The sequence below is a fragment of the Delftia sp. 60 genome (assembly GCF_002754395.1).
Classification (GTDB): Bacteria; Pseudomonadota; Gammaproteobacteria; order Burkholderiales; family Burkholderiaceae_C; genus Comamonas; species Comamonas acidovorans.
Genome location: NZ_PEFD01000001.1, coordinates 3553740 through 3577771 on the forward strand (window position 1 = coordinate 3553740; position 24032 = coordinate 3577771).

Consider the following 24032-nt stretch of genomic DNA (forward strand, 5'->3'; position numbering starts at 1 on the left):
TGTCAGGCCGCTTTGGCGCCCCCGGAATGCTCGCAGGCAAAGGCCGGTGAGTCGGCCTCGCCCGGCCGCTCGCCGGCCACGAAGTAGCGGTCGCGGCCGCTGGCCTTGGCCTGGTACAGCGCCGTATCGGCCATGCGCAGCAAGGCACTCAAACCCAGCGGTGGGTAGGCCATGTTCGTGCAGCCTATGCCAATGCTCAGCGTGGGGCAGATGGCTGCGCCATCGTTCATGTCGATGCGAATTTCGCGCGTGGCCTCGCACAGCCGCTGGGCCACGGCTCTGGCCGTGACGCAGTCGGCACCGGGCAGCAGCACCGCAAACTCCTCGCCGCCCAGGCGGCCTATGAGTTCATGCGGGCGCAGCGCCTGCGACAGGCGGGCCGAGACTTCCTGCAGCACCCGGTCGCCGGCGGCATGGCCATGGCGGTCGTTGATGTGCTTGAAGTGGTCCAGGTCGAGCATCAGCATGGCGCCTGACTGGCGCTCGCGCTGCAGGCGCTCCAGCGTGCGCTGTGCGCGCTCCAGAAAGCTGGTGCGTGCCAGCAGTCCGGTCAGCGCATCGTGGTTCACTGCATGGCGCAGCTTGCTGAGCATGTCCTTGAAAGCCATGAGCGTGCAGGCCACGGCCAGCGGGCCGATCGACAGCATGGCCAGACCCAGGCGGAAGGAGAACGTCGTCTCCAGCTCGGTGCCGGGCGAGCTGAACAACACATGGGAAAACGTGGCCAGCTTGATGGCACAGCTGACCAGGTTGAGCAGGGCGACCACGAACAGCCGATAGCGCATGGCGCACAGCAGCATGGCCGGCATGGTGAGCGACAGCGCGCCTGGTCCGCCCAGGTAGATGGCAATGGATTCGGAAATCGCCAGGGCAAGCAGCGGCAGCAAGGCCTGCGCCGTTTGTTTGAATGGCTGGCTGCGCCAGGACAGCGGCTCCAGCTTTGCCGGAAGGCTCAGCAGCACAGGCAGCAACAGGGTCATGTGCATCAACTCACTGCTGAACCACATGGCCATCATGGGCTGCCAGGGCCAATGCATGAGATGGTGCATGCCCGCCGAGCCCAGCACGGCTCCGACCACGCTCACCAGCAGGCTGCACATCACCAGGTGCAGCACCGAGGAAGGGGAGCGCATCTGCTGCACCCGCTGGGGCAGGCGCCGCATCATCATCCAGCCGCAGGCCACGGCGGCCAGGTCGGCAAAGGTCAGCCACAGGGTCTGGTCCAGCGGACTGCCGGAAAGCCATTCGGCCAGCGCCATGGCAATGGCGGCAGCCGTCCAGCCGTGTCTATGGCTGTAGGCAGGGCTGCGAAGCATCCAGCCCAGGAGCAGGGCGTTGGACAGCCACAGGGACGACAGATGCCCCGGAGAGCGCAGGCCCAGCGCCACGGCCGAGCACAGGAACAGCACCCCGCCCAGCACAAAGCTGTCCCGCCAGGGCGTTGCAGCTTGTGGAAGGCTCCACGGATCTCCGGATGCGGCGCGATGTGACATATGTCTCCCCTGTGGAGACCGAATGGAGGCACCGGACTCTGCGCGCGTTCGTCGGGCATGGCGGCCATGCCCTTGTCATGGTGGTGAACGAGCGGCCCGGCGGGCAGCGGGAACAGGAAATCCTCCTCGGGGCAGATCAGACAAGAGGTGCGGGGTAACTTGAGTACACAAAATTTACGCCTGCGGGGCCAATCTAGCGGAAATGCATGTATTTGCAAGTACTGATCCATCTTGCATACGGCAGCTATGAAAGCGTTTCGCAGGCGCCGGTAAGCCCGATCAGCACTGCCGCAAGTGGCAGCGGTGCGCCTGGAGCAGCTTTTGTGAAGGAAAGATGGGGTGCATGCTAATGATTCATACGGTTCCGTAGTCAGGTCCCTGCGTGGTCCCTGCGTCCTATTGCATCAAGAATTTGTAATTAGTTACTTTTGTTTCTGATGAATATCCCAAGAGCTGGTGGTGCCAGCTGGGGCGGCTGCCGTCCGGCGAGGGTTGGAGAGGCGTTCCAGCCGCCGCGGTACCAGGAAATGTGCAGCTCCTGTCGATAGAACGACGATGCGCAACGCATAAAATCGCCGGATTGGGGGAGATCTCTGCCGAAATGTGGAACCACATCCGGGCAGCCTCCATGGGTGCTTGCCGTTGAAATCCAGGGAACCGCATGGAATACCGTCTTGATGAAACCGACCGCCAGCTGCTGCGTCTGCTGCAGACCAATGCACGGGCTTCCACCGCTCATCTGGCTCGGCAGATGAATCTGGCGCGCACCACGGTGGTGGCGCGCATTGCCAGGCTGGAGCAAGAGGGCGTGATCGCCGGCTACGGCGTGCGCCTGGGCGCACGCGTGGAGCAGTCTGCCGTGCGGGCGTATTGCGGCATCCGCGTGCAGCCCAAGACGGCCACGTCGGTCATGCAGGCGCTCAACCGCTTCACCGAGGTCGAGGAGGTCTCTGCCGTCAGCGGACAGTACGACTACATGGTGTTCGTGCGCTGCGAGAGCAATGAAAAGCTCGATGCGCTGCTGGACCGCATCGGCCTGATCGACGGCATTCAGCAGACCTATACCTCGGTGGTGCTCAGCCGCAAGATCGACCGGCGCACGACGGCGGCCCTGAGCCAGCCGGGCGAATCCGCTGCCTGAGGGGCGCGCTGCAGCCCTTGCAACCACTGTCGGGTCTCTGACATCTGCTAGTGAAACTGCCGGGTAGGCAGTCCCTTGCGGCCCTCCTATGCTGTTGTGGGCCCCCGTACAAACAGGGGGCCTTTCTTTGTGTACGCATAACACCAGGAGACAAAGCATGTACCCAGCGGTTCGCAGTGGATGGAAGCCTCTGTCATTGATTTGCCTGGCCGCCTTGGCGGCCTGCGGCGGTTCGGGCGACGGCTCCAGCAGCAAGTACAGCGCGGAGATCCGCCGCACGGAAATGGGCATTCCGCACATCAAGGCCAAGGACTGGACGGGCCTGGGCTATGGCGCCGGCTATGCCCAGGCGCAGGACAACCTGTGCACCATGGCCGACTCCTTCCTGACGTACCGCGGGGAGCGCTCGCGCTACCTTGGCGGCGATGCCCAGGCCGTCTACGACAGCACCATCGACCGGCCGCGCAATCTCGACTCGGACTTCTTCTTCCGCCATGTCGTCTCCGATGACGCCGTGGCCGCCATGATCCAGGCCCAGCCGGACAAGCTCAAGCAACTGGTCGATGGCTTCGTAGCCGGCTACAACCGCGTGGTGCGCGAGACCCCGGCCGGGGCCAAGACCAATGCGGCCTGCGCGGGCCAGCCTTGGGTGCAGGCTATCACCGCGCAGGACATCTGGCGGCGCATGTACACGGCCAATCTGGCCGGCGGCTACAGCAACTTCGTGGCCCAGATCGCCAATGCCGTGCCGCCTGCAGCGGCTGCGGCAGCAACGGCCTCGGCCAAGCCGGCGAAGGCCCGGCCGGCCGCGACACAGCTGGCCGCGCTCAAGCCGGGGCAGGTGGTGGCGCCATCGTTCCAGGTGGGCGGCACCACGGGCATCGGCAGCAACATGTACGGCTTTGGCCAGCAGGCCACGGGCGGCGGCAGCAGCGTGCTGTTCGGCAATCCGCACTGGTACTGGAAGGGGCCGGACCGCTTCTATCAATCGCAGCTCACGATTCCCGGCGAGATCGATGTCAGTGGCGCAAGCTTTCTGGGCATCCCGATGGTGCTGATCGGCTTCAACAACGACGTGGCCTGGAGCCATACCGTGTCCACGGCGCGGCGCTTTGGCCTGTTCATGTACCAGCTGGCGCCCAATGATCCGACCCGCTATGTGCGTGACGGCAAGACCGAGGCCATGCAGGCCAGCAAGATCACCGTGAGCGTGCGCAATGCCTCCGGCGGGCAGGACCAGGTCACGCGCACGCTGTACAAGACCGTGCACGGCCCGGTGGTCAACCTCGGCGCCATGGACCCGGCGCTGGGCTGGACCACGCAGAGCGTGTTCGCCATCCGCGACATCAACGCCTACAACTACCGCACCTTCCGCAACTGGCTGCGCTGGAACCAGGCCAAGTCGCTGGACGAGTTCATCCGCATCCAGAAGGAGGAGTCGGCCATTCCCTGGGTCAACACCGTGGCCGCAGGGCGCGGCAATGCCCAGGTCTGGTATGCCGACATCGGCGCCGTGCCCAACGTGCCGCCCGCGCAATTGCAGGCCTGTGCCACGCCCGCCTCGGCCGCCATCAACGCGGCGCTGCCCCAGGTGCCGGTGCTGGCCGGTGGCAGCAGCCAGTGCGACTGGAGTTCGGATGCGGATTCGGTGCAGGCCGGTGCCATCGGCCCCGCGCGTATGCCCAATTTGCTGCGCAGCGACTACGTGGGCAACATGAACGACAGCTACTGGCTGTCCAATGCCTCGGCGCCGCTGACCGGCTATCCGGCCATCTTCGGCTCCACTTCGTCGGCCCAGAGCCTGCGCACGCGCCTGGGCCACACCATGGCGCTGCAGCGGCTGGCGGGCACGGACGGCTATCCGGGCAAGCTGGCCACCAGCGACATCGTGCGCCAGATGGTGCTGGACAGCCGTGTCTACAGCGCGCGCTTCAAGGACGAGGCATTGGCCCAGGTCTGTCCAGGCCCCGTGTCCTCGGCGGGTGAAACGGTGGACGTATCGGCTGCCTGCACGGCGCTGCAGGCCTGGGACGGCACGGGCACGGCGGCATCCAGGGGCTCCCATGTCTGGGATGAGTTCTGGAAGCGCGTGGCCAGCCAGATCAAATCGGCCGACCTGTATGCCGTGCCCTTCGATGCGGCCGACCCCGTCAACACGCCGCGTGGCATCAAGCCCACGGCCAAGGCGGCGCTGCAAAAGGCGTTCGCCGAAGCAGTGAAGGCTGTGCAGGCCAGCGGCTTTGCCATGGATGCGGCGCGCGGCACCGTGCTGTTCTCGCAGCGCGGCGGCGAGAAGATCGCGCTGTATGGCGGCTGCGGCGAGGTGGGCTACTTCACCATCACCTGCTCGGAAAACAAGATAGAGCAAGGCGGCTACAGCATGGACGGTCAGCCGCACGGCAACAGCTACATGCAGGTGGTGAGCTTCCCGTCGGCCGGTGTGGAGGCCCATACCTTCCTGACCTTCTCGCTGTCGGACGACCCGGCCTCGGCCCACTACGTGGACTACACCAAGGCCTACGGCGCCCGCCAATGGCTCAAGCTGCCGTTCACCGACAGCGCCATCCAGGCCAGCCCGGCCTACAAGACGCAGACCGTGAGCGAGTGAAGCAACCTGTGGCCCGGTGACGGGCCGCCGGTTCGCTGGCGGCTCGCCGGGAGTGCAAAAAGCGACGGGGGCCTCGGCCCCCGTTGCTTTTGGAATGCGCTGGCCGTCAGTCCACGATGACGCGCGGCTCGCCCGCCTCCATGCGGCCGACGATGGCGGCACTGCCAAAGCCCTGCTCGGCAAACAGTGCAAGCACCTGATCGGCAACATCCGGCGTGCAGGACACGAGCAGGCCGCCCGAGGTCTGCGGATCGGTCAGCAGCGCGCGCTGCGCATTGGTGATGCCGGCGCCCAGCGCAACCTGCGCGCCATAAGAGGCCCAGTTGCGGCCCGAGGCGCCCGTGATGACGCCCTGCTCGGCAAAGCCCTGCACCGTGGGCAGCACGGGCAGGCTGCGGCTGTCGATGCGTGCCGTCAGGCCCGCGCCGCGTGCCAGTTCCAGGCCATGGCCCAGCAGGCCGAAGCCCGTCACATCGGTCAGCGCGTGCACGCCGTCCATCTTGCCCAGCGCCGTGCCGGGGCGGTTGAGCAGGGTGGTTGCTTCCACCATGGCGCGGTAGCCGGCCTCGTCCAACAGGTTCTTCTTGAGTGCGGCCGACAGAATGCCCACGCCCAGCGGCTTGCCCAGGATCAGCACGTCGCCGGCCCGGGCGTCGGCATTGCGCTTCATCTGGCGGGGGTTGACGATGCCTATGCCGACCAGGCCGTAGATGGGCTCGACCGAGTCGATGGAGTGGCCCCCGGCCAGCGGAATGCCGGCATCGCGGCAGACCGATTCGCCACCTTCCAGGATCTTGGCAATGGTGTCGTGCGGCAGCACATTGATGGGCATGCCCACGATGGCCAGGGCCATCAGGGGCTGGCCGCCCATGGCGTAGATGTCGGACAGCGCATTCGTCGCGGCGATGCGGCCGAAGTCATACGGGTCGTCCACGATGGGCATGAAGAAGTCCGTGGTCGCCACGATGGCCTGCTCGTCGTTGATGCGGTAGACGGCGGCGTCGTCGGCGGTCTCCGTGCCCACCAGCAGGTCCGGGAAGAACTGCTTGGGCAGCGCGCTCTTGCCGATCAGCTCCGCCAGCAGGCCCGGCGCGATCTTGCAGCCGCAGCCGCCGCCATGGGACAGCGAGGTGAGTCGGGGGGCTTGGGAGGTGTCTGTGGTCATGGAGCAATCCGGCGATCGGCGGCGATCGCAGTAGTGGGAAAGAGTGCCTGCCGCCAGCGCGGCGGCGCGCCATATTATGGGCGGGCACGGCGGGCGGCCATGGTACAAGCGGGCATGTCCAAGTCTTTCACTCATGACCGCGCATCCGTGGAATGCGATCCCGAGACGGTGGTGGGCGTGGAGCAGCGCGGCTTCAACGCCTGGCCGGCCCAGCGCACCGTGCTCTGCGGCCACTGGCTGCTGCGCGCTGCGCAGGGCCATACCAAGCGCGCCAACTCGGCCAATGCCCAGCAGCCCGGCGCCCGCCTTGGCGCCTTGCTGCCGCAGATCGAGGCCTTCTACGAGCGCCAGGGCCTGCCTGCCATCTTTCGTCTCTCGCCCCTGGCAAGTCCCGATGCGGATGCGCAGCTGGCGCAGGCCGGCTACCTGCTGGCCGACCCCTCCCTGGTGATGCGTGCTGCATTGACGGACATGGCGCCGCCAGCGAACGACCAGGGCTGGACCCTTGCCATTCAAGCCCAGCCTGGCACGGCCTGGCTGCAGGGCTTTGCCCAGGCCGGCGCCGTGCCGGAGCAGCACAGGCAGGCGCACCACCATATGCTGCAGTCCATTGCCTGGCCCGCCGCATTTGCTTCGCTGCAAGTGGGCGGTGGAGTGGGCGGCGAGGTGGGCGGCGAGGTGGTCGGGTTTGGCCTAGCCGTCGTGGAGCGCGGCTGCGTGGGCCTGTATGACATCGTCATCACGCCTGCGCTGCGCGGCCAGGGACTGGGCCGGGCGCTGGTGCATGGCCTGATGCACTGGGGGCAGACACAGGGAGCGCAATGGGTCGAACTGCAGGTGCGTGCGCCCAACATGGTGGCGCGCGGGCTGTATGAAAGCCTGGGCTTTCAGGCACTCTACGGCTATCACTACCGGCTGCCTGCCTCTGCGCTTTGATGTGTTGCCGCATTGGCCCATCACGGGCGCCCCGGCGTGACAGTCCCGTCGGCCCGATGGGGTCGATATGTGAAAAAATGCTTCAGTGCGCCAGCGTGGCGCAATGCATGGATATTCCGTTCAAGGAGCCTTGGTTGGCAGCTCGCACACATCGCATACATCACACACACCGCAGGTGGGGCATGGATTGCAGGATCAAAGGCCTGTCTGCCCGGGCCTGGCTGGTCGTGGGTCTGCTGGCCTTGCAGGCCGGGCTGGTGGGGCAGGCACATGCGGAGCCGGCGGCCGATGAGCATGAGCTGGGGGTGACCCGCACCGTCGTAGGCATCCTGGGCTACACGCGCTGGCCCACGGAAAGCCCCGTGCTGCGGCTGTGCGTGGTGGGCTCCACCGAATATGCCGACGACCTGCTCAATGGCGCCCCGCAGACCGTGGGCAGCCAGCGGCTGGAGGTACGGCGCGTGGTGCCCGTCGATGCGCGCGCCCTGGTCGAATGCGAGGGCATCTATGCCGGCCAGCTCGATGAGGCGGCCTGGCGCAAGCTCATGGAGCAGCTGGCCGGGCGGCCGCTGCTGACCATCAGCGAGCGGGGCGAGCTGTGCCGCATCGGCGCCATGTTCTGCCTGCGCCGCCGTGGCGAGGGCGCGGGCTTCGAGGTCAGCCTCGACTCCGTGGCCCGCAGCGGCCTGCGTGTCAATCCCAAGGTGCTGCAACTGGCGCGCCACAGGACCTTGCCATGAAGTTGTCCCTGTCCGGCAATGCCTCCCTGCGCAACGTGATCCGCCGCGCGCACCTGCGCATGGCGGCGGTGGCCATCGCGCTGGCGGGGGCGCTGCTGCTCATCGTCGGCGTGGCCACCCTGCGCCTGTACCTGTCCAACAACCTGCATCTGGTGGCCCGTTCGCTGGCCTATACGGTCGAGGCATCGCTGGTCTTCGGTGACCGCGACGAGGCCGCCCGCGTGCTGGACCAGCTGCTGCGCGGCGAAGGCGTGGCCCATGCCGAGGTCTTCGATGCCGAGGGCCGCCCGTTCGTGCGGTGGTCGGGCCATGGTGGCTCGGCGCTGTCCAGCATCGGGGAGCTGCTGGCCGTGGGCATTGGCCTGCCGCGCGCCGAGGCCGATGTGCGCCAGGACGGCAGGCTGGTCGGCAGTGTGCAGCTGGCCAGCGATGGCGTGGGCCTGGTCCGCTTCCTGGGCGCAGGTTTCATCGTGCTGGTGCTGTGCGTGGGTGTCAGCGGCTATGTGGGCCTGCGCCAGTCGCGCCGCATGCTGCGCGACATTGCCGAGCCGCTGCAGCAGCTGGCGCGCGTGGCCCGGGCCGTGCGCCATGACCGATCCATGGACCAGCGCGTGCCGCTGGCGCGCATTGCCGAGCTGCGCGAGTTGGGCGACAACTTCAACGCCCTGCTGGCCGAGCTGCAGACGCGCCATGAGCGGCTGCAGCAGCAAAATTCGGCCCTGGAGCGGCAGGCTTCGCGCGACAGCCTCACGGGGCTGGCCAACCGGCTGCATTTCGAGCAGCGACTGCAGCAGGCGCTGGACAGTGCGGCGGAGAGCGGGCAGAAGCTGGCCGTGCTGTTTCTGGACAACGACCGCTTCAAGCAGGTCAACGATGCCTACGGCCATGCCGTGGGCGATGTGCTGCTCAAGGCGGTGGGGGCCCGGCTGCGCTCGCAGGTGCGCGAGACCGATCTGGTCGCCCGCCTGGGTGGCGACGAATTCGCCATCCTGCTCTATCCCATCGGCGGCGGTGGCGACGCGCAGATGGTGCAGGACAAGATAGAGGCCGCCATGCGCGAGCCCCTGGTCGTTGGCGACGGCGTGGTGCTGCAGCCTTCGGTCAGCGCGGGCGTCGCCCTTTTTCCCAAGCATGGCCAGAGCATGGAGACGCTGATGCGCCATGCAGACCAGGCCATGTACCAGGCCAAGGCCATGCGCCAGGCCGAACGAATCACAGGAGGATGACATGTTGAAACGACGGAGCTGGATCCGGATGTGCGGCGCAGGTGCGGCCGCAGTGCTGGCCCTTGCGCTGGTCGGTTGCCAGACGGTGCCTCAGGCGCCGGCCAAGGCGCCGGGGCTGACCGAAGAACAGCAGCAGTTGCTGCGCAGCCAGGGCTTTGCGCAGGCAGACCAGGGCTGGGAGCTGCAGATGTCGGGCAAGCTGCTGTTCGGCTTTGATTCGGCCGAAGTCGGCGCCCAGGCGCGTACCAAGGTGCTGGAGCTGGGCCGTGCCCTCAAGGGCGTGGGCATAGAGCGGCTGCGCGTGGAAGGCCATACGGACGATCGCGGCAGCGATGCCTACAACATGCGCCTGTCGCTGCGCCGCGCAGAGGCCGTGGCCGATGTGCTGGCCGAAGCTGGCCTGGCGCGCCAGGATATCGAGGTCAAGGGCCTGGGCCGCGCCATGCCCGTGGTGCCCAGCGATGCGGCGGAGAACCGCCGCGTGGCCATCGTCGTGCCCTTGCAATAGCCGTAACCTGGCTGGAATCAGAGTCGGGGGGATTGGCGGAAAGCAGCAGGAGTCGAACCTACCCAGGAGCGGCTGACGCCCCTGACCGGGTTTGAAGCCCGGGCGCACCACCGGGTGCGTATGCTTTCCTTCTGGATTGAAGCTCCCCCTGAGCGGCTTACGCCGCTTCCCCCGTTGCACGGCGCCTCTCTACCCGCTTCGCGGGGGAGGGGGACGACACCCTTGCTGCGGGGCGGCCCTTGCTCGGTGTCTCTCGCCCTGGGCCGCGCCGGTTGCTGGCGCCGTGGCGAAGCAAAGCTGGCCATTGTAGCGGCCCCTTGCCTCAGATTCTTGCTGTGGCGCCAGTGGTCCACTGCACATCGGGGCGCAGCAGGTGGGCGTCGCGCAGGCGGCGGGTGTAGCCGATGCGGTCGAAGAATTCGAGGATCTGGATGGCGCGTTTGCGGCCCAGGCCGGTGGCGTCGCGGAAGGCGTGGGCCTGGATTTCGGCGTTGGGGGTGGAGGAGGCCAGTTCGCGGACCAGGGCCGCGAGTTCGTCCATGCGGGCTGCCGTGTAGAACAGGTCCTTGGTGACTTGGAACAATTGGCCCTGGCGTGCGAGCTTGCGCAGCAGCTGGCGCACGGTTTCCTCGCCGGTGGCGCTGTCGCGGGCCAGGTCGCGCACCCAGGGTGGGTCGTAGCGGCCGGCCTCAATGGCGGGCAGCAGTTTCTGGGCGATCTGCGTTTCACTGTCCGACAGCTGCACGCTGTGGCCGGGCAGGTGCAGCCAGGCGCCGCTGGCGGCCAGGCTGCCGTCCTGCAGCAGGGCTTGCAGCAGGCCCTTCCACAGCGCGTCATGCCCTGCATGCACCAGGCCCGACAGTGCCATGCGGCGCAGGCGTGCGGCGTTCACGCCGGGCTCGTCGGGGCTTTTGTCGTGGAAGCGCGCCATGCTGTCCAGCACCTGGTTGCGCAGCTGCTGCAAGCGTGCCTCGCCCAGCAGCAGCGTATCGCCCTCGGCCAGGGGGAGGCGGTGCACGCGGGCATCCGTGGCCACCGATGCGCGGCCCGTCAGGCGCATGAGCTGCGACGTGGCAATGCCGTGCGCCGCGCCTTGCACCAGCGCGCTGGCGTCCCCGGTGGCAATCAGCGATTCCAGCGCCTGCAGATAGGCCGTGCGCTCGGGGCTGCGGCGCTTGCGTGCGGGTGCAAAGGGGTCGATGACGCTGCCGCCGGCAATGGTGCGGCTGGCCTGGGCATTGCGCACGATGAGCCGGTCGCCGGGTTGGGCATGTACGGGCATGTCCAGCACCAGTTGGACGATGGCCTGTTCGCCCGGGCCCAGCGGCTGGTCCTGCAGCAGGGCCACGTGGGCCGTGCAGCGCGCCGTACCGATGTGCACATGCACAGGCGTCCATTGGGCCAGTGATGGCGCATCGGCCAGCAGTTGCAGGCGCACGTCGATGCGGTCGCTGGCCTGCAGCAGCCGTGCGTCGGCGATCCAGTCGCCGCGCGTGATGGCTTCCTTGGCAATGCCCGACAGGTTGAGCGCGCAGCGCTGTCCGGCCAGGCCCTGTTCGCTGGCCTGGTTCTGGGCATGCAGGCTGCGCACGCGCACCTCGGTGCCCGAGGCCGAGTGCACCAGCGTGTCGCCGACTTTCACCTGCCCGCCGAACACGGTGCCTGTGACCACGGTGCCCTGGCCCGGTAGCGTGAAGCTGCGGTCCACGGCCAGGCGGAACAGCCCGTCGCTGGCCCGCGCGGGAATGGACTGGGCGCGCGCCATGAGGTGCTCGCGCAGCTGCGCCACGCCTGCGTCGTCAGGCAGGGCTGCCGCGGTAGGGAAGACCGGCGCGCCGGCCAGCGGCGTGGGGGCCAGCAGGGCCTGGATCTCGGCGCGCACCTGCTGCAGGCGCTCGGGCGTGGCGCGGTCGGCCTTGGTCAGGGCCACGGTGGCTTCGCGCACGCCCAGCAGCTGCAGGATGTCCAGGTGCTCGCGCGTCTGCGGCATGACGCCGTCGTCGGCGGCCACCACCAGCAAGGCGTGGTCTATACCCACGGCGCCTGCGGCCATGGTGTGCACGAATTTTTCGTGGCCGGGCACGTCGATGATGCCCAGCACCTCGCCATTGGGCAGCGGCGTGTAGGCATAGCCCAACTCGATGGAGATGCCGCGCGCCTTCTCTTCCTTGAGGCGGTCGGTGTCCACGCCCGTGAGCGCGCGCACCAGGGTGGTCTTGCCGTGGTCAATGTGGCCGGCGGTGCCGATGATCATGCGTTCGTCCTCAGGCGATGTGCAGCAGCGGCAGCTGTTCGGTGAAGGCAGGCTCGTCGGCTGCCTCCAGGCAGCGCAGGTCCAGCCACAGAGCGTCGTCATGCAGCCGGCCGATGACGGGGCGCGGCAGGCCGCGCAGGCCTGCCTCCAGCCGGGTGAGCTGGCGGCCGGCCTGGCGACCGTCGGCCGGATGCAGGCGCAGGCCCCAGCTGGGCAGGTTTTCCACGGGCAGGGCGCCGCTGCCGATCTGGCTGTTCATCTCGGCGGTTTCCACCACATAGCGGCTGCCCAGCGCCTGCTGCACCAGCGGCTGCAGGGCCTGCGCGCGGGCCTGCATGTCGGCCTGGGGCCGCGTGAACAGGCGCAGCGTGGTCAGGCGCTCGGCCAGCTTTTCGGGGTGCAGGTACAGGCGCAGCGTGGGCTCCAGCGCAGCCAGGGTGAGCTTGCTCACGCGCAGTGCGCGCTTGAGCGGGTGTTTCTTGATGCGGGCGATCAGGTCCTTGCGGCCCACGATCAGGCCGGCCTGCGGGCCGCCCAGCAGCTTGTCGCCGCTGAAGGTGACGATGTCGGCGCCCGACTCGATGGTCTCGCGCACCGTGACCTCGTAGGGCAGGCCCCATTCGCGCAGATCGACCAGGGTGCCGCTGCCCAGGTCCACCACCATCTGCAGGCCGTGCGCATGGGCAATGGATGCCACCTCCGCGTCGCTCACGGCCTTGGTGAAGCCGGTGATGGCGTAGTTGCTGCAATGCACCTTCATGAGCAGGCCGGTATGTTCGCCGACAGCGCCTTCGTAGTCGCGCGCATGGGTGCGGTTGGTGGTGCCCACCTCGACCAGGGTGGCGCCTGCGCGCGTCATCACGTCGGGAATGCGGAAGGCCCCGCCGATCTCCACCAGCTCGCCGCGCGAGACGATGACCTCGCGCCCGGCCGCCAGCGTGGCCAGGGTCAGCAGCACGGCGGCGGCGTTGTTGTTGACGACGGTGCAGGCCTCGGCACCCGTGAGTTCGCAGACCAGGGATTCGATCAGGTCGTCGCGGTCGCCACGGCCGCCGTCTTCCAGGTCGTACTCCAGGTTGGCCGGCGCCGTCATGGCGGCCACCACGGCGTCCACCGCCTCCTGCGGCAGCAGGGCGCGGCCCAGGTTGGTGTGCAGCACCGTGCCGGTGAGATTGAAGACCGTGCGCAGCCGGGGCGCAAAGCGCCGCGCCAGGCGCAGGCCGGCCGCCTGGACCACCTCGGTGATGCCGGGCGCGCCTGCATCGGGCTCGCCGGACCGCAGCCGCTCCTGCGCATCGGCTCGCATCTGCGCCAGGGATTCACGCACGGCCTGGGTGCAGGCATCGAGGCCGTGGCGCTCGCGCAGCGCGAGCATGTCGGCGCTCAACAGCACCTTGTCCACGGCAGGCAGGCGCAGCGCGGACGGGGCAGGGGAGGCGGCAGGGGATGCGGCAGAGGGGGCGGCGGTATCGGTCATGGCGTGCGAAAGGGTCAGGCAGCAGGCGTGGCGGGGTCGATCAGCGCGTCGCCGGCCTCATCCTGCTCCTCGGCAAAGGCCACGTAGAGCAGGGGATTGGCGCTGGCGCGCTGAAAGCGCGTCTCCTCGCCCATCAGCAGGTCCAGCATCAGCGAGGCCAGGTCGTCGGCCAGGGGCTCGGCCATCGGGTCCTTTTCCTGGTTGACCACCTTGCGGTAGCTGCCGCATTCCTCGCAGGTCTCGGCCAGCACGGTATCGCCTGCGCCATCGATGCCCTGGTACTCGACGCCCTTGGTCGACTCGCAGTGCGAGCACTTGACGCGCACCATGTGCCACTCCGTGCAGCAGGTGCCGCAGTGCAGGTAGCGGTGGCCCGCCGCCTTGCCGCCAATGCGCAGCACGCTGGCCACGGGCTCGCTGGCGCAGACGGGGCAGATCGAGGCGGGATCGGTATAGGGCACGTCGCGTGCGCTCAGGCCGCTGGCGCGCGTGGCAAACACCACTTGCAGTGCAGCCATCACAAAAGGCGCCATGCCTACGTGGCGGGCCGCCACTTCCTTTTGCAGCAGCCGCTGCGCGATCTCGTCACGCCCGGCCGTGTCCAGCGCGCGCAGCTCCTGCAGCAGCGGCTGCAGCGGCGCAGGCAGGCCATCGGCGCCCGACAGGGCATCGAGCATGCGGTCCAGCACGCCATGCCAGGCGGCATCGATATGGTCGGCGGCAGGCAGCAGCGGCATCGAATGCTCCTGCGCCCGCGCGATCAGCGCCGCCTCGGGCTCGACCAGCGTCAACTGCCCGGCCGCCTTGCCCTGCGCGTCCACGATCTGCGCCACAAACCGCAGGTAATCGGCAATCGGATTGCCCTCGGCCAACTGCCGCAGCCGCGCCGCGCGCTCGCTGAACAGCCCCGGCAACTGCGGCAGCAGCACGCGCGGAAAACTGGTGTGATCCAGCGACTCGATATCGCCGGGTTGAAGAATGCGTTGCATTGGAATGAATCCCAAAAAAACAGCCGCCCGGATCGCTGGGCGGCTGGGTGCTCAGGCTGATGCCTAGTATGACGCCATGTCTGTGAAAACTGGCGCGGCCCAAGGCGGGGGGCACCGAGGAAGGGCCGCCCCGCACCGAGGGTGCCGTCCCCCTCCCTCGCGCAGCGAGTAGAGAGGGGGAAGCGGCGTAAGCCGCTCAGGGGGTGTCAGTCATTATCCCCGGTCATCTTGCGATACCACCCCCGGTGATGCTGCTTGGCCCAGGCCCGCGTCACCGTGCCGTACAGCATGGCGCGGATGGTGCCCCGGGTCCAGATGGCCGCGTACACGTGCATGATGATCAGGCCGATCATCCACACGCCCGCAATGGCATGCACCACCGAGGCGGCGCGCACCACGTTGACGGGCAGCGTCCACCAGGCGCGCCACATGAGCGCGCCGGTCACGGTGATCGCCAGCATGCCGATGACCAGGCCCCAGAACAGCAGCTTCTGGCCGCCGTTGTACTTGCCCTGCTCGGGCATGTCGTGGTCGTCGCCGTCGATCATCTTGTTGACGTTCTTGAGCCACTCGATGTCGCGCGGCTCGACCACGTTCAGGCGCCAGAAGCGCAGCGCCATGATGATGAAGAACAGCGCCATCACCACCCCGATGTAGGGGTGCAGGATGCGCGTCCACGGCCCGCCGCCGAACAGCTGCGTGAGCGGGAAGAAGGCCGGGTGGAAGAACGCCAGGCCCGACAGCGCCAGCAGGATGAAGCAGATGCCGACCACCCAGTGGTTGGCACGCTCCGATGCGTTGTAGCGCACCAGGTCACGTGGATTGCGTTTCATCGGCGGGCCTCCTTTTCAGCGGCTTCCTGGTCCTTGCGGTCCATTTCGTCTTCCAGTTCCTTGGACACGTCGTTCGGGCCCTTGGTGATGTAGTGGAACAGGCTGCCGACGGCAGCTGCACCCAGCGCGGCCATGGCCAGCGGCTTGGCAACGCCCTTCCACAGGGACACCATGGGGCTGATCTTCGGGTCGTCGGGCAGGCCCTTGTACAGCGAAGGCTTGTCCGCGTGATGCAGCACGTACATCACATGGGTGCCGCCCACGCCCTGCGGGTCATACAGGCCCGCCTCGGCATAGCCGCGCCGCTTGAGGTCGCCGATGCGGTGCTCGGCCTGGTCCTTCATCGCCTCCTTGGTGCCAAACATGATGGCGCCCGTGGGGCAGGTCTTGACACAGGCAGGTTCGCGGCCGACGGCCACGCGGTCCGAGCACAGCGTGCACTTGTAGGCCTTGTGGTCCTTCTTGGAGATGCGCGGGATGTTGAACGGGCAGCCCGTGACGCAGTAGCCGCAGCCCACGCACTGGTCCTGCTGGAAGTCCACGATGCCGTTGCTGTACTGCACGATGGCGCCCGGCGAGGGGCAGGCCTTCAGGCAGCCCGGGTCCTCGCAGTGCATGCAGCCGTCCTTGCGGATCAGCCACTCCAGGTTGCCGGTCGCTTCGTTCTCGTACTCGGTAAAGCGCATGACGGTCCACGACTGATCGGTCAGATCGGTCGGGTTGTCATAGACGCCGGCCGCGCAGGTTCCGATTTCGTCGCGCAGGTCGTTCCACTCCATGCAGGCGGTCTGGCAGGCCTTGCACCCGATGCACTTGGAGACATCGATGAGCTTGGCCACCTCGCCGCTGTGCGTTTCGCGCGCACTGGGAGCAGGCGTCGTCGTGGCCGAGCGACGCTTGATATCGAGAGACATGGTTGATGACATCAGCTGCTCCTTAAACCTTTTCCACCTTCACGAGGAAGGTCTTGGATTCCGGGGTAAGGCTGTTGCCATCGCCCACCGATGCCGTCAGGTTGTTGGCCATGTAGCCCTTGCGGCCCGTCGACGAGAAGCCCCAGTGAATGGGCACGCCCACGTGGTGGATGGTCTTGCCATCGATCTTCATGGGCTTGATGCGCTTGGTCACCACGGCGGCTGCCTTGACGAAGCCGCGCTTGGAGCTGACCTTCACATGCTGGCCGGTCTCGATGCCCAGTTCCTTGGCCAGCGCCTCGCCGATTTCCACGAACTGCTCGGGCTGAACGATGTTGTTCAGCTGAACGTGCTTGGTCCAGTAGTGGAAGTGCTCGGTCAGGCGGTACGTCGTGCCCACGTGCGGGAACTCGCTGGGCGAGCCCGCCGAATCCTTGACGGAGTCGAAGATCCGCGTGGCCGGGTTGATGACCGCCAGCTTGTTGTCGGGATACATGGGGTTGTATCCCAGCGGGTTGTCAAAGGCCTCGTAGTGGGTGGGGAACGGTCCCTCGTTCATGCCCTTGCGGGCGAAGAAACGCGCCACGCCCTCGGGGTTCATGATGAACGGATCGGTGGTCTCCGGCGGCATGGTCGGGCCCATGTCGGGCACGTCGGCACCGCCCCAGGCCTTACCGTTCCAGCGGATCAGCGTGCGCTTGGGATCGAACGGCTGGCCGTTGCGGTCGCAGGAGGCGCGGTTGTAGAGCACGCGGCGGTTGGCCGGCCAGGCCCAGGCCCAGTTCAGCGTGTTGCCTATGCCCGTGGGGTCGCTGTTGTCGCGCCGGGCCATCTGGTTGCCGGACGAGGTCCAGCAGCCTGCCCAGATCCAGCAGCCGCCCATCGTCGTGCCGTCGTCGCGCATCTCGCCGAAGCCGGCCAGCTGCTCGCCGGCCTTGCGGATGAGCTTGGTCGGGTCCTTGGGGTCGAACAGGTCCACCAGGGCGCGGCCGTTGTACTCCTTGGCGATCTCTTCCGAGGTCGGATGATCGGCATGGGCGTAGGGCCACCACAGCTTGGTGATCGGCTCGGGGAACTTGCCGCCGTCCTTCTCATAGGCCTGCTTCAGGCGCAGGTGCAGGGCCGACATGATGGCGATGTCGGTCTTGGCCTCGCCCGGGGGCTCGGCCGCCTTCCAGTGCCACTGCAGCACGCGCGAGGAGCTGACGACGGCGCCGTCTTCCTCGGCAAAGCAGGTCGTGGGCAGGCGGAACACCTCGGTCTGGATCGATGCCGGATCCACGTCGTTGAACTCGCCGTGGTTCTGCCAGAACTCCGATGTCTCGGTGACCAGCGGGTCCATGATCACCAGGAACTTCAGCTTCTTGAGGCCTTCGCGCACATTGTTGCTGTTCGCAAGGGCCGCCAGCGGGTTGAAGCCCTGGGCGATGTAGCCGTTGATCTTGCCCTGCGCCATCAGGTCGAACACCTGCAGCATGTCGTACTGCCTGTCCAGCTTGGGCAGGTAGTTGAAGGCCCAGTTGTTCTCGGCCGTGGCCGCCGGTCCCCACCAGGCCTTCATCAGGCTCACGTGGAACTTGGGCGTGTTCGACCAGTAGTTCATCTGGCCCGGGCGCATGGCCTTGGGCGTGCGCGCGTCGATGTACTTCTGGTAGTCCTGCTCGCCCTCGTTGGGCAGCGTCAGGTAGCCGGGCAGCGAGGCCGACAGGATGCCCAGGTCCGTCAGGCCCTGGATGTTGGAGTGCCCGCGCAGCGCGTTCATGCCGCCACCGGCCACGCCGATATTGCCCAGCAGCAGCTGGACCATGGCGCCCGTGCGCAGGATCTGCGCGCCCGTGGTGTGCTGTGTCCAGCCCAGTGCGTACAGGATGGTCGCGACGCGACCCGGTACGGCGGTCGATGCCAGCTTCTCGCACACGTGCAGGAATTTTTCCTTGGGCGTGCCGCAGGCGCTCTCCACCTTCTCGGGTGTGTAGCTGGCGTAGTGGCGCTTGAGCCATTGGTACACGCAGCGCGGATGCTGCAGGCTGGCGTCCACCTTCACGTAGCCGTCGGCGTCGAGCTCATAGTCCCAGCTGGACTTGTCGTATTTGCGTGTCTGCGGGTCGTAGCCCGAGAAGATGCCTTCGTCGAACGCAAACTCCTCCTTCACGATGTACGAGAAGTCGGTGTAGTTCCTCACGTATTCGTGATGGATCTTGTCGTTCGTCAGCAGATAGTTGATCACGCCACCCAGGAACACGATGTCCGAGCCCGACCGGATGGGGGCGTAGAAATCGGCCACGGAGGCGGAGCGGTTGAAGCGCGGATCGACCACCATGAAGTGCGCACCGTTGTGCTCCTTCGCTTCGGTCACCCACTTGAAACCGCAGGGATGTGCTTCAGCGGCATTGCCGCCCATGATCAGGATAACGTCCGCGTTCTTGATGTCGACCCAATGGTTCGTCATCGCTCCACGGCCAAACGTCGGGGCAAGACCTGCCACCGTCGGGCCGTGTCAGACACGTGCTTGGTTATCGAGTGCGAGCAGGCCCCAGGAACGGGCAACCTTGTGTGTGACGTAACCGGCTTCGTTGCTGGAGGCCGAGGCGGCCAGCATGCCGGTGGTCAGCCAGCGGTTCACCGTCTGGCCCTTGTCGTTTTGCTCGACGAAGTTCGCGTCGCGATCGTCCTTGAGCAGCTTGGTGATGCGCGTCAGCGCCTCGTCCCAGGACATGCGCTTCCACTCGTTGGAGCCGGGGGCGCGGTACTCGGGGTACTTCAGGCGGTGCGGGCTGTGGACGAAGTCCAGCAGCGAGGCGCCCTTGGGGCACAGCGTGCCGCGGTTGACGGGGTGGTCCGGATCGCCCTCGACGTGGATCACCGACAGCTTGGCGTTCTTGGCGCCGTCGCTCAGCGAATACATCAGGATGCCGCAGCCTACCGAGCAGTAGGTACAGGTCTGGCGGGTGACCGTGGTGGCGGCCAGCTTGAACTGGCGCACTTCAGCCAGGGCGGCAGTGGGCGAGAAGCCCATCAACGCCAGGCTGGATCCGGCCAGAGTCGAACCAGTCACTTTCATGAACTGGCGTCTGGAGAATTGGACCATGTGGGGTACCTTCTAATAGAAATTGACGCTTGTAAGCAAATTCTACGAGTGCACCCCGGAATCAATCCGGGAAATAACCCTTAATCCTGAGTCGTCCTGTGCGGCATTCGCGCGCAAGCTCCACGCCAGGCCTTGCTGCGCGGGGCTTGCCAGGGTGCCGCCCGGCGGGATCATCAGTTGAAATGATTATCTGGATTCAGGGCTTCGGACATTTTGTTTTATATCAATCCGCCATTCATTGAGTGGATGAATGAGGTCGATGAATCCAGGCTATTGCGCGAATGCGATCCATTTGCACCCATTGAATGCCTGAAAATGGATTTCCGGCCCCCGTCCAGAGGGAGGGGCCGGAGCAGGCTCAGCGTGCCGGCGGGCGCGGATCCTGCGGTGCTTGCTTGAGGTCCATATCATCCGATGTCTGATATTCAGCATGCGCCAAACCTGCCTGGGCAAGTTGGCGGCGCTTTTCCTCATCTTGCACTTGCATGCGCGAGAACATGTCCCAGATCGCCATGAACAGGGCCGCAATCACGGGGCCTATCACAAAACCCGTCAGTCCGAAGAGAGCCATGCCGCCCAGCGTCGAGATCAGCACGATGTAGTCGGGCATCTTCGTGTCCTTGCCCACCAGCAAGGGGCGCAGCACGTTGTCCACCAGTCCGATCACCAGCACGCCGTAGGCGATCAGGATCAGGCCCTTGCCCATGGCGCCGGTGGCCAGGAAGTAGATGGCCACAGGGGCCCAGATCAGGCCGGCGCCCACGGCCGGCAGCAGCGACAGGAAGGCCATCACCACGCCCCACAGCACGGGCCCCTGGATGCCCAGGATCCAGAAGATCAGCCCGCCCAGCGCGCCCTGGGCGGCCGCCACGGCCAGGTTCCCCTTGACGGTGGCACGGATCACGGTGGTGAACTTGCTCGACAGCTCGGCCTTGTGGTCGGCCTGCAGCGGAATCGCCATGCGGATGCGCTGGGTCAGGTCACGGCCGTCGCGCAGCAGGAAGAACAGCAGGTACAGCATCACGCAAAAGCCCACCAGGAAGCCGAACGTGTTCTGGCCTATGCCCAGCGCCTTGGTGGCGGCCAGCTTGGATGCCTGCATGGCGATGCTGGACAGCTTGTCCTGCAGCTCGGCCAGCGAACCCAGGTGCAACCTCTCCAGCCAGGGTGTGACCCAGGAGGGCAGGGCGTCCATGATCTGTTGCAGATAGGTGCCCGCGTCCAGGTTGCCGCTGTTGACGCGCTCATAGATCAACGAGGCCTCGCGCACCAGGGAGGCGCCGATCAGCGCCAGCGGCAGGATGGCCACGACCAGGCACAGCAGCAGGGTGGACAGGGCGGCGAGATTGGTGCGCCGGGGCATGCGCGCCAGCAGGCGCCGGTGCAGCGGCGAGAACAGGATGGCCAGGGCGACGCCCCAGAAGATGGCCCCCATGAATTCCCAGAGCACGGCACCGAAGCCGATGGTCGCCGCGATCAGCAGCAGCATGAAAGTGCGTTTGTGTAAGGGCAGCAGGTTCATCTGTCGGTCCGTTCGGAAGATGCGCCAATGTACGCGACTGCGGGAACTCCCGGAGGGTCCAGGTAATCGCTTGGTAACTGCCCTGCTGCGATGTTTGAACGGTGGCACAATGGCGGTCGCAACCAGGCCCTTCCCCAGCCACAGTCGCATCCGCCAATCGGTACAGCCGTGTCGCGGAAGGTTCTACAAACCAGCTAATGCCTCCTTCAGGGAGGCGGAGGTCAGCGCAATATGAGCGATCAGACGTCGGTCTACCAAGCCTATCAAGGCAATACTTACCTCTTCGGCGGCAATGCCCCCTACGTCGAAGAAATGTACGAGAACTACCTGGCCAACCCCGGTAGCGTGCCGGATTCCTGGCGCGAGTACTTTGATGCACTGCAACATGTGCCCGCAGTCGACGGCACGGACTCCAAGGACGTCCCGCACCAGCCCGTCATCAACGCTTTCGCCGAGCGCGCCAAGCAAGGCGGCACCAAGGTGGTCGTGGCCTCCGGCGCCGACTCCGAGCTGGGCCGCAAGCGCACCGCCGTCCAGCAGCTGATCGCCGCCTACCGCAATGTCGGCGCACGCTGGGCCGATCTCGATCCCCTCAAGCGCACCGAGCGCCCCGAAATTCCCGAGCTGGAGCCGTCGTTCTACGGCTTCACCGATGCCGACCAGGAAACGGTGTTCAACACGAGCAACACCTTCTTCGGCAAGGAAAGCATGTCGCTGCGCGAGCTGATGAACGCGCTGCGCGAGACCTACTGCGGCACCCTGGGCACCGAGTACATGTATGCCACCGACCAGACGCAAAAGCGCTGGTGGCAACAAAAGCTGGAAACCAGCCGTACCAAGCCCAGCTTTGACGCCAGCCAGAAAAAGCGCATCCTCGACCGCCTGACGGCTGCCGAAGGCCTGGAACGCTACCTGCACACCAAGTACGTCGGCCAAAAGCGCTTCTCGCTGGAAGGTGGCGAAAGCTTCATCGTCGCCATGGACGAGCTGATCAACGCTGCCGGCCAGAAGGGCGTGCAGGAAGTCGTGATCGGCATGGCCCACCGCGGCCGCCTGAACGTGCTGGTCAACACCCTGGGCAAGATGCCCAAGGACCTGTTTGCCGAGTTCGATCACACCGCTCCCGAAGATCTGCCCTCGGGCGACGTGAAGTACCACCAGGGCTTCAGCTCCGATGTGTCCACCGCTGGCGGCCCTGTCCACCTGTCGCTGGCCTTCAATCCCTCGCACCTGGAAATCGTCAACCCCGTGGTCGAAGGCTCGGTGCGCTCGCGCATGGACCGCCGCGACGACCCGCACGGCAAGCAAGTGCTGCCCGTGCTGGTGCACGGCGATGCCGCCTTTGCCGGCCAGGGCGTGAACCAGGAAACCCTGGCGCTGGCCCAGACCCGTGGCTACACCACGGGCGGCACGGTGCACATCATCATCAACAACCAGATCGGCTTCACCACCTCCGATCCGCGCGACACCCGCTCCACGCTGTACTGCACCGACATCGTCAAGATGATCGAGTCGCCCGTGCTGCACGTGAACGGCGATGATCCGGAAGCCGTGGCACTGGCCGTGCAGCTGGCGCTGGAATTCCGCATGGAATTCTCCAAGGACGTGGTCGTGGACATCGTCTGCTTCCGCAAGCTGGGCCACAACGAGCAGGACACGCCTGCCCTGACCCAGCCGCTGATGTACAAGAAGATCGGCGCCCACCCCGGCACCCGCAAGCTGTACGCCGACAAGCTGGCCACGCAAGGCCTGGGCGAATCGCTGGGCGACGACATGGCCAAGGCCTACCGTGCCGCCATGGACGAAGGCCGCCACACCGTGGACCCGGTGCTGACGAACTTCAAGAGCAAGTACGCCGTGGACTGGAGCCCGTTCCTGGGCAAGACCTGGACCGACGCCGGCGACACCGCCATCCCGCTGACCGAATGGAAGCGCCTGGCCGAACGCATCACCACCATCCCCGAGACCGTGACCCCGCACGCGCTGGTCAAGAAGGTCTATGACGACCGCGCAGCCATGGGCCGCGGCGATGTCAACGTGGACTGGGGCATGGGCGAGCACATGGCCTTCGCATCGCTGGTCGCATCGGGCTACCCCGTGCGCCTGTCGGGCGAGGACTGCGGCCGCGGCACCTTCACCCACCGCCACTCGGTCATCCATGACCAAAAGCGTGAAAAGTGGAGCGAAGGCACCTACATCCCGCTGCAGAACGTTGCCGACAGCCAGGCTCCGTTCACCGTCATCGACTCCATCCTGTCCGAAGAGGCCGTGCTGGGCTTCGAGTACGGCTACGCGTCGAACGATCCCAACACCCTGGTGATCTGGGAAGCCCAGTTCGGCGACTTCGCCAACGGCGCCCAGGTGGTGATCGACCAGTTCATCGCCTCTGGTGAAGTCAAGTGGGGCCGCATCAACGGCCTGACGCTGATGCTGCCGCACGGCTACGAAGGCCAGGGCCCCGAGCACAGCTCGGCACGCCTGGAGCGCTTCATGCAGCTGGCCGCCGACGCCAACATGCAGATCGTGCAGCCCACCACGGCCAGCCAGATCTTCCACGTGCTGCGTCGCCAGATGGTGCGCCCGCTGCGCAAGCCGCTGGTCATCATGACGCCCAAGTCGCTGCTGCGTAACAAGGATGCGACCTCGCCGCTGTCCGAATTCACCAGCGGTGGTTTCCAGACCGTGATCCCCGAGCAGGACGAAGCCGTCGTGAAGAACGCGGCCAAGGTCAAGCGCGTGATCGCATGCTCGGGCAAGGTCTACTACGACCTGGTCAAGAAGCGCGCCGAGAAGGAAAGCAAGGACGTCGCCATCATCCGCGTCGAACAGCTGTACCCCTTCCCGCACAAGGCCTTCGCCGCTGAACTCAAGAAGTTCGGCAACGCCACCGAGATCGTCTGGTGCCAGGACGAGCCGCAGAACCAGGGCGCCTGGTTCTTCGTGCAGCACTACATCCACGAGAACATGCTCGATGGCCAGAAGCTGGGCTACTCCGGTCGCGCTGCCTCGGCATCGCCCGCCGTGGGTTACGCACACCTGCACCAGGAGCAGCAAAAGGCTCTGGTGGAAGGCGCGTTCTCCAAGCTCAAGGGTTTTGTCCTGAACAAGTAAGGCAGCCCCCACCCGCTACGTATCAGT

At 66.4% G+C, this 24032-nt stretch carries 16 protein-coding genes and 1 tRNA gene; 7 read left to right on the forward strand and 10 right to left on the reverse strand.

The window, feature by feature from the left end:
- Positions 1 to 2: 2 nt before the first annotated feature.
- Positions 3 to 1493: a GGDEF domain-containing protein gene (locus CLV01_RS16120; protein ID WP_099733820.1), complete on the reverse strand. Its 1491-nt coding sequence runs from the start codon at positions 1491 to 1493 to the stop codon at positions 3 to 5.
- Positions 1494 to 2154: 661 nt separating this feature from the next.
- Between CLV01_RS16120 and CLV01_RS16125 the strand changes: the two genes are divergently transcribed.
- Together CLV01_RS16125 and CLV01_RS16130 are read left to right on the forward strand one after the other, a co-directional pair.
- Positions 2155 to 2634 (forward strand): Lrp/AsnC family transcriptional regulator, encoded by a 480-nt coding sequence (locus tag CLV01_RS16125; RefSeq protein WP_099733819.1) that lies wholly within the window; start codon positions 2155 to 2157, stop codon positions 2632 to 2634.
- A gap of 157 nt (positions 2635 to 2791) precedes the next feature.
- Positions 2792 to 5242, forward strand: a complete 2451-nt coding sequence (locus CLV01_RS16130) for a penicillin acylase family protein (protein ID WP_099733818.1) — start codon at positions 2792 to 2794, stop codon at positions 5240 to 5242.
- A 106-nt stretch (positions 5243 to 5348) separates the two neighbouring features.
- Here CLV01_RS16130 and selD read toward each other — a convergent pair whose 3' ends face one another.
- Positions 5349 to 6407, reverse strand: coding sequence for a selenide, water dikinase SelD (selD, locus tag CLV01_RS16135; RefSeq protein WP_099733817.1), 1059 nt, complete (start codon positions 6405 to 6407; stop codon positions 5349 to 5351).
- A 114-nt stretch (positions 6408 to 6521) separates the two neighbouring features.
- Here selD and CLV01_RS16140 point away from each other — a divergent pair, with 114 nt between their 5' ends.
- The 4 genes from CLV01_RS16140 to CLV01_RS16155 all read left to right on the forward strand — a co-directional run bounded on the left by CLV01_RS16140 (position 6522) and on the right by CLV01_RS16155 (position 9817).
- A complete protein-coding gene (locus CLV01_RS16140) occupies positions 6522 to 7343 on the forward strand; it encodes a GNAT family N-acetyltransferase (protein WP_373681054.1) in 822 nt (273 codons plus the stop codon).
- A 182-nt stretch (positions 7344 to 7525) separates the two neighbouring features.
- Positions 7526 to 8083: a YfiR family protein gene (locus tag CLV01_RS16145; RefSeq protein ID WP_013802668.1), complete on the forward strand. Its 558-nt coding sequence runs from the start codon at positions 7526 to 7528 to the stop codon at positions 8081 to 8083.
- Positions 8080 to 9309, forward strand: coding sequence for a sensor domain-containing diguanylate cyclase (locus CLV01_RS16150; RefSeq protein ID WP_013802667.1), 1230 nt, complete (start codon positions 8080 to 8082; stop codon positions 9307 to 9309). The genes CLV01_RS16145 and CLV01_RS16150 overlap by 4 nt, the downstream gene beginning before the upstream one ends.
- A gap of 1 nt (position 9310) precedes the next feature.
- Complete coding sequence (locus CLV01_RS16155; protein ID WP_013802666.1) at positions 9311 to 9817, forward strand: OmpA family protein; 507 nt, start codon at positions 9311 to 9313, stop codon at positions 9815 to 9817.
- Positions 9818 to 9850: 33 nt separating this feature from the next.
- Here CLV01_RS16155 and CLV01_RS16160 read toward each other — a convergent pair.
- The 8 genes from CLV01_RS16160 to CLV01_RS16195 form a co-directional block, all read right to left on the reverse strand.
- Positions 9851 to 9946 (reverse strand) — tRNA-Sec (locus CLV01_RS16160).
- A 193-nt stretch (positions 9947 to 10139) separates the two neighbouring features.
- Complete coding sequence (gene selB / locus CLV01_RS16165; RefSeq protein WP_099733815.1) at positions 10140 to 12071, reverse strand: selenocysteine-specific translation elongation factor; 1932 nt, start codon at positions 12069 to 12071, stop codon at positions 10140 to 10142.
- 10 nt (positions 12072 to 12081) lie between these two features.
- On the reverse strand, positions 12082 to 13548 hold the full coding sequence (gene selA / locus CLV01_RS16170) for an L-seryl-tRNA(Sec) selenium transferase (protein WP_099733814.1): 1467 nt from the start codon (positions 13546 to 13548) through the stop codon (positions 12082 to 12084).
- Positions 13549 to 13562: 14 nt separating this feature from the next.
- Positions 13563 to 14537: a formate dehydrogenase accessory protein FdhE gene (gene fdhE / locus CLV01_RS16175; protein ID WP_099733813.1), complete on the reverse strand. Its 975-nt coding sequence runs from the start codon at positions 14535 to 14537 to the stop codon at positions 13563 to 13565.
- 206 nt (positions 14538 to 14743) lie between these two features.
- A complete protein-coding gene (locus tag CLV01_RS16180; protein ID WP_012205324.1) occupies positions 14744 to 15370 on the reverse strand; it encodes a formate dehydrogenase subunit gamma in 627 nt (208 codons plus the stop codon).
- Positions 15367 to 16296, reverse strand: a complete 930-nt coding sequence (fdxH, locus tag CLV01_RS16185; RefSeq protein WP_012205325.1) for a formate dehydrogenase subunit beta — start codon at positions 16294 to 16296, stop codon at positions 15367 to 15369. Before fdxH ends, CLV01_RS16180 begins: the two co-directional genes overlap by 4 nt.
- Positions 16297 to 16306: 10 nt before the next feature.
- A complete protein-coding gene (gene fdnG, locus CLV01_RS16190) occupies positions 16307 to 19372 on the reverse strand; it encodes a formate dehydrogenase-N subunit alpha (RefSeq protein WP_080518199.1) in 3066 nt (1021 codons plus the stop codon).
- A gap of 358 nt (positions 19373 to 19730) precedes the next feature.
- Positions 19731 to 20894, reverse strand: coding sequence for an AI-2E family transporter (locus tag CLV01_RS16195; protein WP_034393000.1), 1164 nt, complete (start codon positions 20892 to 20894; stop codon positions 19731 to 19733).
- 231 nt (positions 20895 to 21125) lie between these two features.
- Between CLV01_RS16195 and CLV01_RS16200 the strand changes: the two genes are divergently transcribed.
- Positions 21126 to 24005: a 2-oxoglutarate dehydrogenase E1 component gene (locus CLV01_RS16200; protein WP_013802660.1), complete on the forward strand. Its 2880-nt coding sequence runs from the start codon at positions 21126 to 21128 to the stop codon at positions 24003 to 24005.
- Positions 24006 to 24032: the final 27 nt, after the last annotated feature.

Coding starts and splice junctions, on each gene's coding strand:
- CLV01_RS16120 (WP_099733820.1), bottom strand. CDS start 1,493: ATGTCACATCGCGCCGCATCCGGAGATCCGTGGAGCCTTCCACAAGCT.
- CLV01_RS16125 (WP_099733819.1), top strand. CDS start 2,155: ATGGAATACCGTCTTGATGAAACCGACCGCCAGCTGCTGCGTCTGCTG.
- CLV01_RS16130 (WP_099733818.1), top strand. CDS start 2,792: ATGTACCCAGCGGTTCGCAGTGGATGGAAGCCTCTGTCATTGATTTGC.
- selD (WP_099733817.1), bottom strand. CDS start 6,407: ATGACCACAGACACCTCCCAAGCCCCCCGACTCACCTCGCTGTCCCAT.
- CLV01_RS16140 (WP_373681054.1), top strand. CDS start 6,522: ATGTCCAAGTCTTTCACTCATGACCGCGCATCCGTGGAATGCGATCCC.
- CLV01_RS16145 (WP_013802668.1), top strand. CDS start 7,526: ATGGATTGCAGGATCAAAGGCCTGTCTGCCCGGGCCTGGCTGGTCGTG.
- CLV01_RS16150 (WP_013802667.1), top strand. CDS start 8,080: ATGAAGTTGTCCCTGTCCGGCAATGCCTCCCTGCGCAACGTGATCCGC.
- CLV01_RS16155 (WP_013802666.1), top strand. CDS start 9,311: ATGTTGAAACGACGGAGCTGGATCCGGATGTGCGGCGCAGGTGCGGCC.
- selB (WP_099733815.1), bottom strand. CDS start 12,071: ATGATCATCGGCACCGCCGGCCACATTGACCACGGCAAGACCACCCTG.
- selA (WP_099733814.1), bottom strand. CDS start 13,548: ATGACCGATACCGCCGCCCCCTCTGCCGCATCCCCTGCCGCCTCCCCT.
- fdhE (WP_099733813.1), bottom strand. CDS start 14,537: ATGCAACGCATTCTTCAACCCGGCGATATCGAGTCGCTGGATCACACC.
- CLV01_RS16180 (WP_012205324.1), bottom strand. CDS start 15,370: ATGAAACGCAATCCACGTGACCTGGTGCGCTACAACGCATCGGAGCGT.
- fdxH (WP_012205325.1), bottom strand. CDS start 16,296: ATGTCATCAACCATGTCTCTCGATATCAAGCGTCGCTCGGCCACGACG.
- CLV01_RS16195 (WP_034393000.1), bottom strand. CDS start 20,894: ATGAACCTGCTGCCCTTACACAAACGCACTTTCATGCTGCTGCTGATC.
- CLV01_RS16200 (WP_013802660.1), top strand. CDS start 21,126: ATGAGCGATCAGACGTCGGTCTACCAAGCCTATCAAGGCAATACTTAC.